The organism is Winslowiella sp. 2C04 (assembly GCF_050037805.1).
Lineage (GTDB): Bacteria > Pseudomonadota > Gammaproteobacteria > Enterobacterales > Enterobacteriaceae > Erwinia > Erwinia toletana_A.
Genome location: NZ_CP188300.1, coordinates 3,999,674 through 4,018,145, shown reverse-complemented (window position 1 = coordinate 4,018,145; position 18,472 = coordinate 3,999,674). Strand labels below are relative to the sequence as shown.

At 52.3% G+C, this 18,472-nt stretch carries 14 protein-coding genes; 13 read left to right on the top strand and 1 reads right to left on the bottom strand.

Annotated features, from left to right (window positions below):
• Positions 1-90 precede the first annotated feature (90 nt).
• From mog to ACP3TC_RS18215, 7 genes are all read left to right on the top strand, one after another.
• On the top strand, positions 91-678 hold the full coding sequence (gene mog, locus ACP3TC_RS18245) for a molybdopterin adenylyltransferase (RefSeq protein ID WP_313855615.1): 588 nt from the start codon (positions 91-93) through the stop codon (positions 676-678).
• A gap of 128 nt (positions 679-806) precedes the next feature.
• On the top strand, positions 807-2,111 hold the full coding sequence (locus ACP3TC_RS18240) for an MFS transporter (RefSeq protein WP_313855617.1): 1,305 nt from the start codon (positions 807-809) through the stop codon (positions 2,109-2,111).
• A 241-nt stretch (positions 2,112-2,352) separates the two neighbouring features.
• The gene (dnaK, locus tag ACP3TC_RS18235; protein ID WP_313855619.1) at positions 2,353-4,263 is read left to right on the top strand and encodes a molecular chaperone DnaK; all 1,911 of its coding nucleotides are present in this window, start codon (positions 2,353-2,355) and stop codon (positions 4,261-4,263) included.
• 153 nt (positions 4,264-4,416) lie between these two features.
• A complete protein-coding gene (gene dnaJ / locus ACP3TC_RS18230) occupies positions 4,417-5,565 on the top strand; it encodes a molecular chaperone DnaJ (protein ID WP_313855621.1) in 1,149 nt (382 codons plus the stop codon).
• 271 nt (positions 5,566-5,836) lie between these two features.
• The gene (nhaA, locus tag ACP3TC_RS18225; protein ID WP_313855622.1) at positions 5,837-6,997 is read left to right on the top strand and encodes a Na+/H+ antiporter NhaA; all 1,161 of its coding nucleotides are present in this window, start codon (positions 5,837-5,839) and stop codon (positions 6,995-6,997) included.
• Positions 6,998-7,101: 104 nt separating this feature from the next.
• Positions 7,102-7,992, top strand: coding sequence for a transcriptional activator NhaR (nhaR, locus tag ACP3TC_RS18220; protein WP_313855624.1), 891 nt, complete (start codon positions 7,102-7,104; stop codon positions 7,990-7,992).
• Positions 7,993-8,541: 549 nt separating this feature from the next.
• The gene (locus ACP3TC_RS18215) at positions 8,542-10,584 is read left to right on the top strand and encodes a trypsin-like serine peptidase (protein WP_426816982.1); all 2,043 of its coding nucleotides are present in this window, start codon (positions 8,542-8,544) and stop codon (positions 10,582-10,584) included.
• Positions 10,585-10,785: 201 nt separating this feature from the next.
• On the opposite strand, the gene rpsT is transcribed toward ACP3TC_RS18215, so the two are convergent.
• A complete protein-coding gene (gene rpsT / locus ACP3TC_RS18210; RefSeq protein WP_313855626.1) occupies positions 10,786-11,049 on the bottom strand; it encodes a 30S ribosomal protein S20 in 264 nt (87 codons plus the stop codon).
• A 318-nt stretch (positions 11,050-11,367) separates the two neighbouring features.
• On the opposite strand from rpsT, the gene ribF reads away from it, so the two are divergent.
• The 6 genes from ribF (at position 11,368) to dapB (ending at position 18,201) form a co-directional block, all read left to right on the top strand.
• On the top strand, positions 11,368-12,306 hold the full coding sequence (gene ribF, locus ACP3TC_RS18205; RefSeq protein ID WP_313855627.1) for a bifunctional riboflavin kinase/FAD synthetase: 939 nt from the start codon (positions 11,368-11,370) through the stop codon (positions 12,304-12,306).
• A 38-nt stretch (positions 12,307-12,344) separates the two neighbouring features.
• A complete protein-coding gene (gene ileS / locus ACP3TC_RS18200) occupies positions 12,345-15,161 on the top strand; it encodes an isoleucine--tRNA ligase (RefSeq protein WP_313855629.1) in 2,817 nt (938 codons plus the stop codon).
• Complete coding sequence (gene lspA, locus ACP3TC_RS18195; RefSeq protein ID WP_313855631.1) at positions 15,161-15,667, top strand: signal peptidase II; 507 nt, start codon at positions 15,161-15,163, stop codon at positions 15,665-15,667. Before ileS ends, lspA begins: the two co-directional genes overlap by 1 nt.
• 3 nt (positions 15,668-15,670) lie before the next feature.
• Complete coding sequence (fkpB, locus tag ACP3TC_RS18190; RefSeq protein ID WP_313855632.1) at positions 15,671-16,141, top strand: FKBP-type peptidyl-prolyl cis-trans isomerase; 471 nt, start codon at positions 15,671-15,673, stop codon at positions 16,139-16,141.
• Entirely contained in the window at positions 16,122-17,075 is a 954-nt protein-coding gene (gene ispH, locus ACP3TC_RS18185) for a 4-hydroxy-3-methylbut-2-enyl diphosphate reductase (protein WP_313855633.1), read from the top strand. The genes fkpB and ispH overlap by 20 nt, the downstream gene beginning before the upstream one ends.
• A 304-nt stretch (positions 17,076-17,379) precedes the next feature.
• On the top strand, positions 17,380-18,201 hold the full coding sequence (dapB, locus tag ACP3TC_RS18180) for a 4-hydroxy-tetrahydrodipicolinate reductase (RefSeq protein ID WP_313855634.1): 822 nt from the start codon (positions 17,380-17,382) through the stop codon (positions 18,199-18,201).
• The last annotated feature ends 271 nt before the right edge of the window (positions 18,202-18,472 follow it).

Here is an 18,472-nt window from a genome sequence, read left to right as displayed (position 1 = left end):
CCGCTTCAATGTATTATCCTGCTAAGTAACACTCCTTTTTAAACCGCGCCGCTGCTGTTTTGCAGGCCGCGACTACGCAGCGAATACACCATGAATACATTACGCATAGGCTTGATTTCGGTCTCCGACCGCGCATCTAACGGCATTTATCAGGATTTGGGGCTGCCGGCTCTGGAAGAGTGGCTTAGTCAGGCGCTGGATACGCCATTTGAGCTGGAAAAACGTCTGGTGCCTGACGAGCAGCCGATGATTGAACAGACGATTTGCGAGCTGGTGGACGAAATGTTCTGCCATCTGGTGCTGACCACCGGCGGCACCGGCCCGGCGCGGCGCGATGTTACGCCGGATGCCACGCTGGCCGTCGCCGACCGGGAGATGCCCGGCTTCGGTGAGCAGATGCGACAAATTAGCCTAAACTTTGTGCCAACAGCAATTTTATCGCGTCAGGTTGGGGTGATTCGCAAGCAGTCTCTGATTCTCAACCTGCCAGGCCAGCCGAAAGCGATCAAAGAGACGCTGGAAGGCCTGAAGGATGAGCAGGGCAACACCCGTGTTCACGGCATTTTCGCCAGCGTGCCGTATTGCATTCAACTGCTGGACGGGCCGTATATTGAGACGCACGCCAGTGTGGTAGCAGCTTTTCGCCCGAAAAGCGCCAGACGTGACACAAACGACTGAAAAACGAATTTTTCAGGCATAAAATCCAGCACGGCTGGGTGTGGCGAGAGATTGACGGTATAGTCAGATTAGCTTTACATCTTTCGCTATACCCTTTCTACTCTGCCTCTGGAAATGCAAGAAAAATCATGGATCAACACATTGCACGCCGCTTAAACCGGCAGGATTATAAAACCCTCTCTCTGGCGGCACTGGGCGGTGCGCTGGAATTCTACGACTTTATTATCTTCGTGTTTTTTGCGGCGGTAATTGGCGAACTTTTCTTCCCGGCTGATATTCCCGAATGGCTGCGTCAGCTGCAAACCTTTGGCATCTTCGCGGCCGGTTATCTGGTGCGCCCGCTTGGCGGCATTGTGATGGCGCACTTCGGTGACAAAATCGGCCGTAAAAAGATGTTCAGTTTGAGTATTCTGCTGATGGCGCTGCCGACGCTGGCGATCGGCATGCTGCCCACTTACCAGAGCATTGGGATGGCCGCACCGATACTGTTGCTGTTGATGCGCATGTTACAGGGCGCAGCGATTGGCGGTGAGGTGCCTGGAGCCTGGGTGTTTGTCGCTGAGCATGTGCCGGAAAAACGTATTGGTTTTGCCTGCGGCACGCTGACGGCCGGATTAACCTTTGGCATTCTGCTGGGGTCGCTGGTCGCCACGCTGATTAATACCAGCATGTCGCCACAGGCGATTGCCGAAACCGGCTGGCGAATCCCGTTCTTTCTCGGTGGTATTTTTGGCCTGCTGGCAATGTACCTGCGCCGCTGGTTACAGGAAACGCCGGTATTTCGCGAGATGCAGGCGCGGAAAAAACTTTCCGAGGCGCTGCCGCTGAAAACCGTGCTGGCAGATCATAAGCGTGCTGTCGCGGTGTCGATGCTGCTGACCTGGCTGCTGTCCGCCTGCATTGTGGTGGTGATTTTGATGGCGCCGACGCTGCTGCAAAAGCAGCACGGCATTGCCGCTGCCATCGCATTACAGGCTAATAGTCTGGCTACGGTGATGCTGATTGTTGGCTGTATTGTTGCCGGATTGCTGGTCGATCGCTTTGGCGCGGCGAAAATCCTTGCGGCGGGCAGTCTGCTGCTGGCGATATGCAGCTGGAGCTTTTTCCATAGCGTGGCAACGGCGCCAGAGTATCTGTTTATTGCCTATGCGATTACCGGTTTCAGCGTCGGCGTGGTCGGTGTGGTGCCTTTTGTTATGGTGCGGGCTTTCCCGGCGGCAGTGCGTTTCACCGGCATCTCTTTTTCCTACAACCTGTCTTACGCCATTTTTGGTGGTCTGACGCCCATCTTCGTCACCCTGATGATGAAGCTGACGCCGATGGCTCCGGCGTGGTACGTGCTGGCGCTTGCGCTAATCGGCCTGCTGCTGGGGCTATGGCTGGCCGGCGAGCGCCGTCAGCCATTGGCACCCGGTGAGGTCAGCGCGCGTTAATCTTCGCGGATCATCACCCTTACAGGCTCGCTCAGGCGGGCCTGTGCTGTTTTAACAAAAGAGAATTTTTTTTAGTTTTAACCCTTGATGCTGTGCGAAGCGGCCCCATCTAGTTGTCATCCAGAATTGTTGAACCAGAAAAAAAGCCTGCGCCGGCGCTTGAAACAGAGTAAATCGCCCGCATAACTGGTTCACAAGCAGATTAATGATGAATTGACGAATTTAAGTGGGAGACGTTTAGATGGGTAAGATTATTGGTATTGACCTGGGTACAACCAACTCTTGTATCGCAATTATGGATGGCACCAAAGCACGCGTGCTGGAAAATGCGGAAGGCGATCGCACCACGCCTTCAATCATTGCTTATACGCAAGATGGCGAGATTCTGGTAGGTCAGCCGGCTAAACGTCAGGCTGTGACTAACCCGCAGAACACTCTGTTCGCGATTAAGCGCCTGATTGGCCGTCGCTTCCAGGACGAAGAAGTACAGCGTGACCTGAAAATCATGCCATACAAAATCACCGCAGCAGACAACGGTGATGCATGGCTTGACGTGAAAGGCCAGAAAATGGCACCACCGCAGGTTTCTGCTGAAGTGCTGAAAAAAATGAAGAAAACGGCTGAAGATTATCTGGGTGAGCCAGTCACTGAAGCGGTTATCACTGTTCCAGCCTACTTTAACGATGCGCAGCGTCAGGCGACCAAAGATGCCGGCCGTATCGCGGGTCTGGACGTAAAACGTATTATCAACGAACCAACCGCAGCGGCTCTGGCCTACGGTCTGGATAAAGAAGTTGGCAACCGCACTATCGCGGTATACGACCTCGGCGGCGGTACTTTCGATATCTCCATCATCGAAATTGATGATGTTGACGGCGAAAAAACCTTTGAAGTACTGGCGACCAACGGTGATACCCACCTCGGTGGTGAAGACTTCGACAGCCGCATGATCAACTATTTAGTGGCTGAGTTTAAGAAAGATCAGGGCATCGATCTGCACAACGATCCACTGGCAATGCAGCGTCTGAAAGAAGCCGCAGAGAAAGCTAAAATTGAGCTGTCTTCTGCACAGCAGACTGACGTGAACCTGCCGTACATCACTGCGGATGCTACTGGTCCTAAGCACCTGAACATCAAAGTGACTCGTGCGAAACTGGAATCGCTGGTTGAAGACCTGGTAGCACGTTCTATTGAGCCGCTGAAAGTGGCACTGCAGGATGCGGGTCTGTCTGTTTCTGATATCAACGACGTTATCCTCGTCGGTGGTCAGACTCGTATGCCAATGGTGCAGGCGAAAGTTGCTGAATTCTTCGGTAAAGAACCACGTAAAGACGTGAACCCGGATGAAGCGGTAGCGGTAGGTGCTGCAGTTCAGGGTGGCGTACTGGCGGGCGACGTTAAAGACGTACTGCTGCTGGACGTGACTCCACTGTCACTGGGTATCGAAACCATGGGTGGCGTGATGACTGCGCTGATCAGCAAGAACACCACCATCCCAACCAAGCACAGCCAGGTGTTCTCTACTGCTGAAGATAACCAGTCTGCGGTAACCATTCACGTGGTGCAGGGTGAGCGTAAACGTGCGGCGGATAACAAGTCACTGGGCCAGTTCAACCTTGACGGTATCCAGGGCGCACCACGCGGTATGCCACAGATTGAAGTGACTTTCGACATCGATGCGGACGGTATCCTGCACGTATCAGCGAAAGACAAAAACAGCGGTCGTGAGCAGAAGATCACCATCAAGGCCTCTTCTGGTCTGAACGATGATGAAATCGAAAAAATGGTTCGTGACGCGGAAGCAAATGCCGAGTCTGACCGTAAATTCGAAGAGCTGGTTCAGGTTCGCAACCAGGCCGATCATCTGTCGCACAGCACGCGTAAGCAGCTGGACGAAGCCGGCGATAAACTGCCAGCAGACGACAAAGCACCGATTGAAGCGGCACTTAACGATCTGAACACCGCGCTGAAAGGCGAAGACAAAGCTGAAATCGAAGCCAAAATGCAGGCGCTGATGGAAGTTTCCAGCAAGCTGATGGAATTTGCCCAGCAGCAACAGGCTGGCGCGGCTGATGCTGGCGACGCTTCTGCGAAGAAAGACGACGACGTTGTCGACGCTGAATTCGAAGAAGTAAAAGACGACAAAAAATAATCGCCCTGAGCGGCAAGGATAGCGGTTTCGCTGTCCTTGACGAGAGTATGCAAGGCTCCCGGCCAGGAGCCATTGCAGGGTAGAGGTAACCCGCACGGGCGTAGGAGTTCTCTCCACGCCCGTGCACGCATGTTAAGGGCAGGACAACTAACAATGGCGAAAAGAGACTATTACGAGGTTTTAGGCGTTCCGAAATCGGCGGAAGAGCGTGAAATCAAAAAGGCCTACAAACGCCTGGCGATGAAATTCCACCCTGACCGCAACCAGGGCGATAAAGAAGCCGAGACTAAATTTAAAGAAGTGAAGGAAGCCTACGAAATTCTGACCGACGATCAGAAGCGTGCGGCCTACGACCAATACGGTCATGCAGCCTTTGAACAAGGTGGTATGGGCGGTGGCGGTTACGGCGGCGGTGGCTTCGGTGGCGGCGGCGGTGCTGACTTCAGTGATATCTTTGGCGACGTATTCGGCGATATCTTTGGCGGAGGCCGTCGTCAGCGTGCCGCTCGCGGCGCTGATTTACGCTACAACATGGAGCTGTCGCTGGAAGAAGCGGTACGCGGCGTGACCAAAGAGATCCGCATTCCCACGTTGGAAGAGTGTGACGTTTGCCACGGCAGCGGGGCGAAATCGGGCACCAAACCCCAGAGTTGCCCAACCTGTCATGGTGCAGGCCAGGTGCAGATGCGCCAGGGCTTCTTTACCGTGCAGCAGGCGTGTCCGACCTGTCACGGTCGTGGTTCAATAATTAAAGATCCTTGCAACGCCTGTCACGGCCACGGTCGCGTCGAGAAGTCGAAAACCCTGTCGGTTAAAATCCCGGCTGGCGTCGATACCGGTGACCGCATCCGCCTGACCGGTGAAGGTGAAGCTGGCGAGCAGGGAGCACCAGCGGGCGATCTGTATGTTCAGGTTCAGGTGAAAAAACACCCAATCTTCGAACGTGAAGATAACAACCTGTACTGCGAAGTGCCGATTAATTTTGTGATGGCAGCATTGGGTGGTGAAATTGAAGTGCCGACGCTGGATGGCCGCGTGAATCTGAAAGTGCCGGCCGAAACCCAAACCGGCAAACTGTTCCGCATGCGCGGCAAAGGTGTCAAATCAGTGCGTGGTGGCAGTCAGGGTGATCTGCTGTGCCGTGTAGTGGTAGAAACGCCGGTCAGCCTGAGTGAGAAACAGAAATCGCTGTTGCGCGAGCTGGAAGAGAGTTTCGGTGGCCCCTCCGGCGAGAAAAACAGCCCACGCTCCAAGAGCTTCTTTGACGGTGTGAAAAAGTTTTTTGACGATTTGACCCGTTAATGCGAATTGCTCCCTGCAACGGCAGGGAGCAGTTTTTCTGGATCCTGAGTAACTGTTTAAAACTAAAGCCGCTGATGCGGTTTTTTTTTGTTCCTGAGTCTTTTTTATCCACTTTCCCCTCTCCCTCCCTTAACTGCTTAATTTTGCTTGATAAGCCTATGCTTCGTTTTTTCCGAGCTGAATGTGCTGAATAAACTGTTATTTTCGATGCTTCAAACGGCGTATGCTTCTGCCCCAGTACTGAAACAGGCAACAAACAGGGATTGAAAATATGTTTCTTCAGATAAAACGTTTGCTTAAGAATGAAGCGACCAGCGGCGTGGTGCTGATACTGGCCGCGGCACTGGCAATGGTGCTGGCCAATACGGCAGCGACGCAACAAGGTTATCTCTCACTGCTGGCTACGCCGGTAGAGTTTCGCTTTGGCGCCCTTGATATCAGCAAAAATCTGTTGCTGTGGATCAATGATGCGCTGATGGCGCTGTTCTTCCTGATGATTGGCCTCGAAGTGAAGCGCGAGCTGATGGTCGGCGCACTGGCCAGCCGTGAGCAGGCGATATTTCCGCTGATCGCAGCCGTTGGCGGTATGGTTGTGCCAGGTTTGCTGTTTTTGCTGTTTAACGGCAGTGACGAGGTGACACGCAGCGGTTGGGCAATTCCTACTGCTACTGATATCGCCTTTGCACTGGGTATCCTGGCGCTGCTGGGTAGCCGGGTGCCGCCAGCGCTGAAAATTTTCCTGATGGCACTGGCAATTATCGACGACCTCGGGGCCATTATCATTATTGCGCTGTTCTACACCAACGAGCTGTCAATGACGGCGCTGGCGGTTGCAGCGGCGGCGATTGTGGTGCTGGCGCTGCTCAACGCGACTAATGTACGCAGTACCGCAGTGTACCTGCTGGTGGGTATGGTGCTGTGGACGGCGGTACTGAAGTCTGGGGTGCATGCCACTCTGGCGGGCGTGATTGTCGGCTTCTTTATTCCACTGGCAAAGAAGGACGGGCATTCTCCGGCCGAACAACTCGAGCATGGCTTGCATCCGTGGGTAAGCTGGCTGATTCTGCCGCTGTTCGCCTTTGCCAATGCTGGTGTGGTGCTGGACGGTATTTCTGCCGGCGATATGTTCTCGCTGCTGCCGCTGGGAATTATGGTTGGCCTGCTTATTGGTAAACCGCTGGGCATTACCCTGTTTTGCTGGCTGGCGGTCAGGCTGGGGCTGGCGAAGTTACCTCAGGGCACTACCATGTCGAATATTGTCGCGGTCGGTGTGTTGTGCGGCATTGGTTTTACCATGTCGATCTTTATCGCCTCACTGGCCTTTGGCGACATCGACCCGGCGCTGATTACCCTCGCTAAGCTGGGCATCCTGATTGGTTCGATAGCCTCCGCAGTTATCGGCTATCTGCTGCTGCGTATCAAGCTGAAATAACCACAACGGCAAACCTGTAATTGCAGGTTTGCCGTGTTTTTTTCGGCTGGTAATACGCTAAGCTGGAGCTTATCCGGCTGCAGTAAAGGAATATCCCCGTGCGCATGTCTCATATCAATTACAACCATCTCTATTACTTCTGGCAGGTGTGCAAGGAAGGGTCGATAGTCGGGGCCGCCGAAGCACTGTTTCTGACGCCACAAACCATTACCGGGCAAATTAAAGCGCTGGAAGATCGCCTGCAGGGCAAACTGTTTAAGCGTCAGGGGCGTGGACTGGTGCCGTCAGAATTGGGGCAGCTGGTTTTTCGCTATGCCGACCGCATGTTTACCCTGAGCCAGGAGATGCTGGATATCGTTAACTACCGCAAGGAGTCGAACCTGCTGTTTGACGTTGGCGTCGCGGATGCGCTCTCCAAACGTCTGGTCAGCCAGGTGCTGGAAACTGCAGTGCGTGATGATGAGAAGATTCATCTGCGCTGCTATGAGTCGACGCATGAAATGCTGCTGGAGCAGCTCAGCCAGCACAAGCTGGATATGATTCTGTCCGACTGCTCCATCGATTCCACCCAGCAGGAAGGGCTGTTCTCGGTGAAGCTTGGCGAGTGCGGCATCAGTTTCTGGTGTACCCGCCCGCTGCCGGATAAGAGCTTTCCGGCCTGCCTTGAGCAGCGGCGCTTACTGATTCCTGGCCGCCGTTCAATGCTTGGGCGCAAGCTGCTTAACTGGTTTCATTCCCAGGGATTGCAGGTCGAGATTCTTGGCGAGTTTGATGATGCGGCGTTGATGAAGGCGTTTGGCGCATCGAATAATGCGATTTTTGTTGCGCCGTCACTGTACGGTCAGGATATCTATAATGATGATGAAATTGTCGAGATTGGACGGATTGATAATGTGATGGAGGAGTATCACGTGATCTTCGCCGAACGGATGATTCAGCATCCTGCAGTGCAGCGTATCTGCAATAAAGATTTTACCGCGTTGTTTCCACAGTAAAGATAAGAAAGGCCGCCTTTCTTTATCGTCGCCCGTAGCGAAAACCTTCATTCTCCCTGGCTTGAGGAGCCTGACATGGCTCCTTTGGGCGACGCCCGTCATTTCACGCTAAGCGAACGGTATCAGCCGGAATCGCTTTTTCCGATAATTTATTAAGAAATTTCTGCTATTCGAAAAGAGTAACTATTTATATTGGATTAAGATTTTTCTCTATAATTATAAGATAGTGGCTATTTATATATCAAGGATCGTAAAGTAGTGAATTGAATAAGTAAATAACGTATTGGGCTTTCTGTTTTGCTTATTGGTTATTAATATCCATTAAGATTGTTGCCATGGTAAGTGTGGCCTAACCTTATGTTTTTTAATTAATATTAATTTATAAGGTCCTGAGGGAAATTAATGTAATTGTGGTTTTTCATTGTAATTACTTAACGGAATTTATGCTGTTTTTACACGGTCTGAATTTTGACGATTAATAAAATGATACGTAAAGTCACTTTTGGAATTAATTTAAAAAATACCATCTAATTTACCAGGGCTTTTATTATGAATATAAATTTGAAGAAAACTTTGCTGGCGGCAGCGATTTCCTGTTGTCTGCCCGCCGCGCAGGCAAATATGTCTGCTATCGATGCTGATGTCAGTGCCGGGGCACCGCTGACTGCGGCAAATCCCGGCTATATTGATGAAAAAATCAATGTTAACCTGGCAGAAAAGCTTGGCGTGGACGGCAATGCCACAGTGACGATAACCAAAGCGGGCGCCAGCGAACTGCTGATTCATTTCAGTGACGTAAGCTTACAGCCGGGGGCTTATTTACGCGTCTCCTCGCCGGACGGGCAGCAGACAGAAATTATTAACCATAAAGCACTGTATGACGGCAGTGGTACCAACTTTGACAGCAGCATTCGCGGCAACACCGCGCTGGTGCAGCTGGTTTATCCCGATCGCTTCAACCGTCACGCGAATAACGACCGGGCGATTGTTTCTCATTTCAGCTACCCTGCGGCGAGTGATGACGAGATAGGTTCAAAAAATATCATCGGAAATAATCAGGCAGTCGATTCCCGCTGCTACGAGCAATCTAAACCCGTATTGTATAACACGAGCCAGGCATCAATGAGATTTGCTGGCGCTACAGGATGGAATCTTGCCGGCGGTCCTTACGCGATCACTAATCACCATGTTATTGATCACGCGCCAAATTCATCGTTTTTACTGCAATATAACTATCAGAACAACGGGTGCAACTCGAATTCCGTCTCACATGTAGTAAGCATGCGTACTGAACGTCAGTTGCAGGCTGGAAACAACAACGTAAACAATGATTATGCGCTTTATGCTGTCAATGCCAATGATTATCAGGAAGCGGGGATTAGGCAAATATTTGGTAATCTGTGGCTTAACTCGGCAAGCTCTCTGCCTGCCGGTACTCCGGTATATGTTGCTCATCAACTCTGGGGCGGAGTTCAGAAAATAAATGATCGCCATGACGATGGTGGCCCCTGCACTCTGATCGGCAGTACCGGTGGTCACTATGTACGCTACAACTGTGATACTTCTGCTGGTTCCTCAGGAGCGCCGGTTATCGTGCAGGCTGACAATACTATTGCGGGATTGCATGTTGGTGGGACGTCCACTGAGAACGTTGGTATAAGCGCTCCGCGACTTTATGATTTAATTAAAGCGACAGTCCCGGGGCCGAACACGACTTATCCGCTAACTGTGGGTCAAGGAAAGGTTTCGGTTACTAATCTTACTGTCAATCCTTATATTCCTGCGCAACCTGCTCATCTGACGAGCTGGGGAGATGTCAAAGTATCCTCACACTATGAAGGGCGCATGCAGCATTTTGGCAGCTATTCGATATTTGTAGCGAAACTGAGAGCAACAGGTGGGGCCGTTGAACAGATCAATGTACGTATGCAGGTGCGCACGCCTTGTGGCCTGACGGATTTAAATGCCGCACAGCCGTGCTCTACTGCAGCGGGTGACCGTTTCCTTGAGCTGAGTGTATTAGCTGAAGATAACGCGACGTTAACCTCACCAGCCTATAGCGGATTTATGGCGTTGCGAGTCACAAACTTGCAAAATGAGTTGATAAGAAACCTGGTTGTTCCATTTAGCTACGCGCATTACGACCCATTTGTATCGCCGTTTACGCCTGGAACGTCGGTAAGATCGTTTAATATGACCACGCAGCACCTTGAGACACCGCGTATGTCTCATAGCAACAATTTCGGCTTTATTGCCGTTAATCAGGGGCAGGGGCCATTGGCCACCACGAGTGTGGCTGGCGGCGGTTCAACACGCGTTCAGGTGCCGCTGAAAAATGCGCGCGGTGAAGTAAAGCTGGTAAACCTGGATGTACTGCGTAAAACCAGCTGTGCAGGAGCGCCAGGCAGTGGCCCGATGGAGTCGATTGTTGGTTGTGGTTCCACTGCGCAAACCGCAAACCTTGATCTGCGATTCTGGTATGGGAGCAACCCGGGTCTGCCTTCTGGTCGCTATACCGGCATTCTGCCACTGAAGCAGAAACGCGACGGGTTTGAACAGGCGATTATGATAAATATTGATTTCACCATCTAAGAAAGACGGAAGGCGATAATGGTGGTGGCAGGTCACTTGACCAAAAGCCCTGACTTCTGATGAATCGATGTGGTCGTGCCCTGGGCATGACCACATTTTTTTTGTGGTATTCGTTCTGCTGGCAACCATTCACCTGAAATTCAGACGTAAAAAAACCGGCGGTTAGGCCGGTCTCTTTCAAAGCCGATTAACAACTTAGCATTAAGCCAGTTTGTTGATCTCTGCAGTCAGGTTTGACTTATGACGTGCAGCTTTGTTTTTGTGGATCAGGCCTTTGCTTGCCTGACGGTCCACAATTGGTTGCATTTCGTTAAATGCTTTCTGTGCAGCTTCTTTATCGCCAGCAGCGATAGCCGCGTATACTTTCTTGATAAAAGTACGCATCATAGAACGATTGCTAGCGTTGTGCTTACGACGCTTTTCAGACGTTACGGCGCGTTTCTTAGCTGATTTGATATTAGCCAAGGTCCAACTCCCAAATATTTTCTATTGAGGACAATTCAAAGGCCGAGGAATATGCCTTTTTAGCCTTCGTTTGTCAATGGATTTGTGCAAATAAGCGCCGTTAATCTGACGACACTTGATTACGTTGTGATGGCGCAGGATTCTACCAGCATCGTCATGACGAATACAGCCTTTCCCGATAAAATTGTCTGTTATCTGACTAAGTCGCTGCCATCTCACTGAAAACAGCATCAGAAACCGCTAAACGGGACAATCGCGGGTTAACCTTAATCGCTGTACAAGGTATAATCCGCCGATTTCCACAAATTTGAGTCAGCCATGAAGTTTATCCGCGGCATACATAATCTCAGAGAGCAGCATCGCGGCTGCGTGCTGACCATTGGCAACTTTGATGGCGTGCATCGCGGTCATCAGGCTCTGCTGGCACGACTGTGCGAAGAAGGGCGTCAGCGCGGCTTACCGGTGATGGTGATGCTGTTTGAGCCTCAGCCGCTGGAGCTGTTCGCGGCTGACAAAGCGCCTGCGCGCCTGACGCGCCTGCGCGAAAAACTGCGTTACCTGGCTGAAGCCGGGGTGGATGCGGTACTCTGTGTCCGCTTTGACCGTCGCTTTGCCGCACTGACCGCGCAAAGTTTTGTTGCCGATTTGCTGGTTAACAAACTTGGCGTGCAGTTTCTCGCCGTTGGCGATGATTTCCGCTTTGGCGCTGGTCGCCAGGGGGATTTCCTGTTATTACAGAAAGCGGGCGTCGAATATGACTTTGACGTCATCAGTACCCAGACCTTCTGCGACAGCGGGAAGCGTATCAGCAGTACTGCGGTACGCCAGGCGCTGGCGGAAGACAACCTGGCGCTGGCTCAATCGCTGTTGGGGCATCCCTTCAGCATTTCTGGCCGTGTGGTACATGGCGATGCGCTGGGCCGCACCATCGGTTTTCCCACCGCAAACATTCCTTTGCGCCGCTCAGTTTCACCGGTGAAAGGGGTGTACGCGGTTGAAGTATATGGCCTTGCTGAGCAACCGCTGCCCGGTGTTGCCAATATAGGTACCCGCCCGACCGTTGCCGGGTTACGTCAACAGCTGGAAGTTCATCTGCTGGACGTTGCAATGAACCTGTACGGACGCCATATAGATGTGGTGCTCTGTCAAAAAATCCGTAACGAGCAGCGATTCGCTTCGCTCGATGCGCTAAAAGAGCAAATTGCTAAAGATGTGGTGACTGCCCGAAACTTTTTTGGGCTACAAACACCGGTTTAAGAACTGAAACTGAACCGACAAACGGAACCGAGAATCTGATGAGTGACTATAAATCTACCCTGAATTTGCCGGAAACGGGGTTCCCGATGCGTGGCGATCTGGCCAAACGCGAACCGGGAATGCTGCAACGTTGGTATGATGACAATCTGTACGGCATCATCCGCGAAGCCAAAAAAGGGAAAAAAACCTTTATTCTGCACGATGGCCCTCCTTACGCGAACGGCAGTATTCATATTGGTCACTCAGTAAACAAGATTCTGAAAGACATTATCGTTAAGTCGAAAGGCATGGCGGGCTTTGATTCGCCTTATGTGCCGGGCTGGGACTGTCATGGTCTGCCAATCGAACATAAAGTTGAGCAGATGATCGGTAAGCCGGGTGAGAAGGTGAGTGCGGCTGAGTTCCGTGCGGCCTGCCGTAAGTATGCTGCTGAACAGGTTGAAGGTCAGAAGAAAGACTTTATCCGCCTCGGCGTGCTGGGCGACTGGGATCGTCCTTATCTGACGATGAACTTCCAGACCGAAGCCAACATCATCCGTGCGCTGGGTAAAATCATCGGTAATGGCCACCTGCATAAAGGTGCCAAGCCGGTGCACTGGTGTCTGGATTGCCGTTCTGCGCTGGCAGAAGCGGAAGTCGAGTATTATGACAAAACCTCTCCTTCTATCGATGTGATGTTTAATGCCGTCGATACTGAAGCGGTAAAAGCGAAATTTGGCGTAGCCAGCGTGACTGGCCCGATTGCATTGGTGATCTGGACCACCACTCCGTGGACCATGCCGGCTAACCGTGCTATCTCTCTGCATCCTGAATTTGAGTACCAGCTGGTGCAGATCGACGGTAAAGCGTTGATCCTCGCCAAAGACCTGGTTGAGAGCGTGATGAAGCGCGCTGGCGTCAGCGAGTGGACCGTACTGGGCACGACCACCGGTGCCGAGCTGGAACTGATGCGTTTCCAGCATCCTTTCCTCGGTTTTGATGTGCCGGTTGTGCTGGGCGAGCACGTCACGCTCGATGCCGGTACCGGTGCGGTGCATACCGCGCCAGGCCACGGTCCGGATGACTATGTCATCGGCCAGAAATATGGTCTGGAGACCGCTAACCCGGTTGGCCCGGACGGCTGCTTTATCACCGGCACTTATCCGACGCTGGATGGCGTGCAGGTCTTTAAAGCTAACGATATCATCGTTGAGCTGTTGCGTGAGAAAGGCGCGTTGCTGCATCTGGAAAAACTGTTCCACAGCTATCCGCACTGCTGGCGTCATAAAACGCCGATCATCTTCCGTGCTACCCCGCAGTGGTTTATCAGCATGGATCAGAAAGGTCTGCGTGCGCAGTCGCTGAAAGAGATCAAAGGCGTGCAGTGGATCCCGGACTGGGGCCAGGCGCGTATCGAATCCATGGTTGCTAACCGTCCCGACTGGTGTATCTCACGTCAGCGTACCTGGGGTGTGCCGATGGCGCTGTTCGTCCATAAAGAGACTGAGCAGCTGCATCCGCGTTCGCTGGAGCTGATGGAAGAAGTGGCTAAGCGCGTAGAAGTTGATGGTATTCAGGCCTGGTGGGATCTGGACGCAAAAGATCTGATGGGTGAAGAAGCCAACGACTACGTGAAAGTGCCGGATACGCTGGACGTGTGGTTTGACTCCGGTTCGACCCACTCTTCAGTGGTTGATGTGCGTCCTGAGTTTGGCGGCCACAGCGCGGATATGTATCTGGAAGGTTCCGACCAGCATCGCGGCTGGTTTATGTCTTCATTAATGATTTCGACCGCGATGAAAGGCAAGGCGCCTTATCGACAGGTGCTGACTCACGGTTTCACCGTTGATGGTCAGGGCCGCAAGATGTCGAAATCAATTGGTAACACCGTCAGCCCGCAGGACGTGATGAATAAGCTGGGTGGCGACATCCTGCGTCTGTGGGTGGCTTCAACCGATTACACCGGTGAAATGGCGGTGTCTGACGAAATCCTGAAGCGCTCTGCTGACTCTTATCGTCGTATCCGTAACACCGCACGTTTCCTGTTGGCTAACCTGAACGGCTTCAACCCGGAAACCGATATGGTGAAACCGGAAGAGATGGTCGTGCTGGATCGCTGGGCGGTAGGCCGTGCGTTAGCTGCACAGGACGATATCATTGCCTCTTACGCGAACTATGACTTCCATGAAGTGGTTCAGCGCCTGATGCAGTTCTGCTCGGTTGAGATGGGCTCGTTCTATCTGGATATCATTAAAGACCGTCAGTACACCGCCAAAGCGGATGGGCTGGCACGTCGTAGCTGCCAGACTGCGCTGTACTTTATCGTTGAGGCGCTGGTGCGCTGGATGGCGCCGATCATGTCGTTTACTGCCGATGAGATCTGGGGCTACCTGCCAGGTAAACGTACTCAGTACGTGTTCACCGAAGAGTGGTTCGACGGGTTATTTGGTCTGGCTGAAGATGAGCCAATGAACGACGCTTACTGGGCTGAACTGCTGAAAGTGCGTGGTGAAGTTAACCGCGTGATCGAGCAGGCGCGTGCTGATAAGCGTCTGGGCGGCTCGCTGGAAGCCACCGTAACACTGTATGCCGATGCGGCGCTGGCTGAGAAACTGAACAGCCTTGGCGAAGAGCTGCGCTTTGTGCTGCTGACCTCGGGGGCACAGGTTGCTGATTATGCGCTGGCTGGCGAAGAAGCACAGCAGAGCGACGTGTTGAAAGGGCTGAAAATCGCCCTGCACAAAGCGGAAGGCGAGAAGTGCCCACGCTGCTGGCATTACACCACTGACGTCGGTCAGAACGCGGAGCACGCAGAAGTTTGCGGTCGCTGTGTCACTAACATAGCCGGTAACGGCGAAGAGCGTAAATTTGCCTGATGCGTAAACCCCTTTTATCGACCGGATTGCGCTGGCTGTGGCTGGTGCTGGTAGTGATTGTTGTCGACTTTGCCAGCAAGCAATGGATTATGGATAATCTGATGCTGCATCAGTCGGTGCCAGTGATGCCATACTTTAATCTCTTCTACGCACACAACTACGGCGCGGCATTTAGCTTCCTCGCCGATAAAGGTGGCTGGCAACGTTGGTTCTTTGCCGGTATTGCGATTGCGATTGTCGTCGCATTGCTGGTGATGATGTACCGTACCTCTGCCAGCCAGAAGCTTAATAATATTGCCTACGCGCTGATTGTTGGCGGCGCGATTGGCAACCTGTTTGATCGCTCTTATCACGGCTTTGTGGTCGATTTTATCGACTTCTATGTGGGTGACTGGCATTTTGCCACCTTCAATATTGCCGACTGCGCCATCTGTATCGGTGCGGCGTTGATCGTTCTGGAGGGGTTTATTACTCCTGCCGGAAAACAGGCTAAAGAAAAAGGGTAAGGCATGACTGATTCAGTACAGCACGATAGCGCGGTGCTGGTGCACTTTACGTTGAAGCTGGAAGATGGCTCAACGGCGGAGTCGACGCGTGCCAATGGCAAGCCTGCCCTGTTTCGGCTGGGCGATGGCAGCCTGTCAGAAGGACTGGAGCAGGCGTTGCTTGGTCTGAAAACCGGCGATAAGCATCACTTCAGCTTGCCGCCGGAATCGGCCTTCGGCGCGGCCAGCCCGGATATGATTCAGTATTTCTCCCGCCGTGATTTTGTGCAGGCTGGGGAGCCGGAAATCGGTGCTATTATGCTGTTTACCGGGATGGGTGGTAGCGAAATGCCAGGCGTGATCCGTGAAATCTCCGGTGATTCGATCACCGTAGATTTTAACCATCCGCTGGCAGGGCAAACCATTCAGTTTGATATCGAGGTGCTGGAGATCGATCCGCAACTGGAGGGGACCAATGCAAATCCTGTTGGCTAACCCGCGCGGTTTCTGCGCCGGTGTTGATCGCGCAATCAGTATTGTAGAGCGCGCGCTGGAGATGTACGGCGCGCCAATCTACGTGCGACATGAAGTGGTGCATAACCGTTACGTGGTCAATAGTCTGCGCGAGCGTGGGGCGATCTTTATTGAAGAGATTGCTGAAGTTCCGGATGGCTCGATTCTGATCTTCTCTGCCCACGGTGTCTCTCAGGCGGTTAGGGCTGAAGCGCGCGCACGCGATCTGACCATGCTGTTTGATGCTACCTGCCCGCTGGTCACCAAAGTGCATATGGAAGTGGCGCGAGCCAGTCGTAAAGGCACCGAAGCGATTCTGATCGGTCACGCTGGCCACCCGGAAGTGGAAGGTACTATGGGGCAGTACAGCAACCCGCAAGGGGGCATGTACCTGGTGGAGTCACCGGCCGATGTCAGTAAGCTGCAGGTGAAGAACGAAAATAACCTGTGCTTTATGACCCAGACCACGCTGTCGGTTGATGATACCTCGGATGTGATCGATGCCTTGCGCCAGCGCTTTCCAAAAATCATCGGCCCGCGCAAAGATGATATCTGTTATGCCACCACTAACCGTCAGGAAGCGGTGCGCAGCTTAGCGCAGGATGCCGATGTGGTGCTGGTAGTTGGCTCGAAAAACTCCTCCAACTCCAATCGACTGGCTGAGCTGGCGCAGCGTGCTGGCAAGCTGGCACGCCTGATTGACTCTGCGGAAGATATTCAGGAAAGCTGGCTGAGCAATATCAAATGTGTTGGGGTGACTGCTGGTGCTTCAGCGCCCGATATTCTGGTACAGGAAGTGATTCAACGCCTGCGCCAGCTGGGCGGCGAACCGGCTATCGAGCTGAGTGGCCGCGAAGAGAATATCGTGTTTGAAGTGCCGAAAGAGCTACGTGTTGAGGTTAAACAAGTAGACTGATTTCATCTCTCTGCATGTAGGGGCGGCGCTATCGCCGTCCGTACCACCGGTTTGCACCCTGCATACCTTCAGGACCGGAGCCGAAAATGGCTCCGCTACATTTACCGCAATCCCTGAACCTTGTCCTTTTTCCTGACTTTCACACCTCCCCTGATGATTTGTTTTACTGATAATCCCTTCTCGCTGGCGTAAAATTCTAATTATGCTGTGATTATTGTGGCGCATTTGTAGTCACCTCGTTAACCTCATTAGTCTTAGTGCCTGCCTGTTTGCAGGTACAGGTCGTTGTCAGGAATTAATTATTATGAGTCATTCAGAAATCCGTATTGCCATCGTCGGTGCCGCCGGGCGCATGGGGCGTCAGCTGATTCAGGCTACTCAGCAAGCCGAAGGCGTGCGCTTGGGAGCGGCACTTCAGCGCAGTGGATCCTCTTTGGTCGGTAGCGATGCGGGTGAGTTAGCCGGAATTGGCGCTATCGGCGTTAAGGTGAGCGACAACCTTGATGCGGTGGTTAATGATTTCGATATTCTGATCGATTTCACTCGCCCGGAAGGCACGCTGGAATATCTGGCTTTCTGCCGTCAGCATCAGAAAGCGATGGTGATTGGCACCACCGGTTTCGACGATGCGGGTAAAGCGGCGATCAAAACAGCTGCCGAAGATATCGCTATTGTGTTCGCCGCCAATTTCAGCGTCGGCGTTAATCTGGTTCTGAAGCTGTTGGAAAAAGCCGCCAAAGTGATGGGTGATTACGCCGATATTGAAATTGTTGAAGCGCATCATCGTCATAAAGTGGATGCGCCATCGGGTACTGCGCTGGCGATGGGCGAAGCGATTGCCGATGCAATGGACTGGGATTTAAAAGAACACGCGGTGTACGCGCGTGAAGGTTACACCGGCGAGCGTGAAGCGAAAACCATCGGTTTTGCTACCGTCAGAGCTGGCGATATCGTCGGTGAGCACACTGCGATGTTTGCAGATGTCGGTGAGCGTGTAGAGATTACACATAAGGCTTCAAGCCGTATGACCTTCGCAAATGGTGCGGTTCGTGCGGCTCAGTGGTTAAGTTTGCAGAAAAATGGTCTTTATGACATGCGTGACGTGCTTGGTTTAGAGAATCTGTAAGTGTTGCGACCATCGTGATGTGGTTATTTTAATCATAACTTTATGATTATATGGGCAATAATTTTATTGCCCTTTTTATTTTGCAAAAACAGGTGTTAGGTTAATAAAATCCTGTGTTGTTCTTATAATAGTAACTTATCTGTGATTTTCAGCCCTGCCGCAAGCTAATTTTGACCATTTGGTCTACTTTTTACTGATAATTACCCCAAAATTAAAATCATTTCACCAGGCAATCGGTTTTATCACGGGGTTGTCTGCTGTTTTCAGTGCA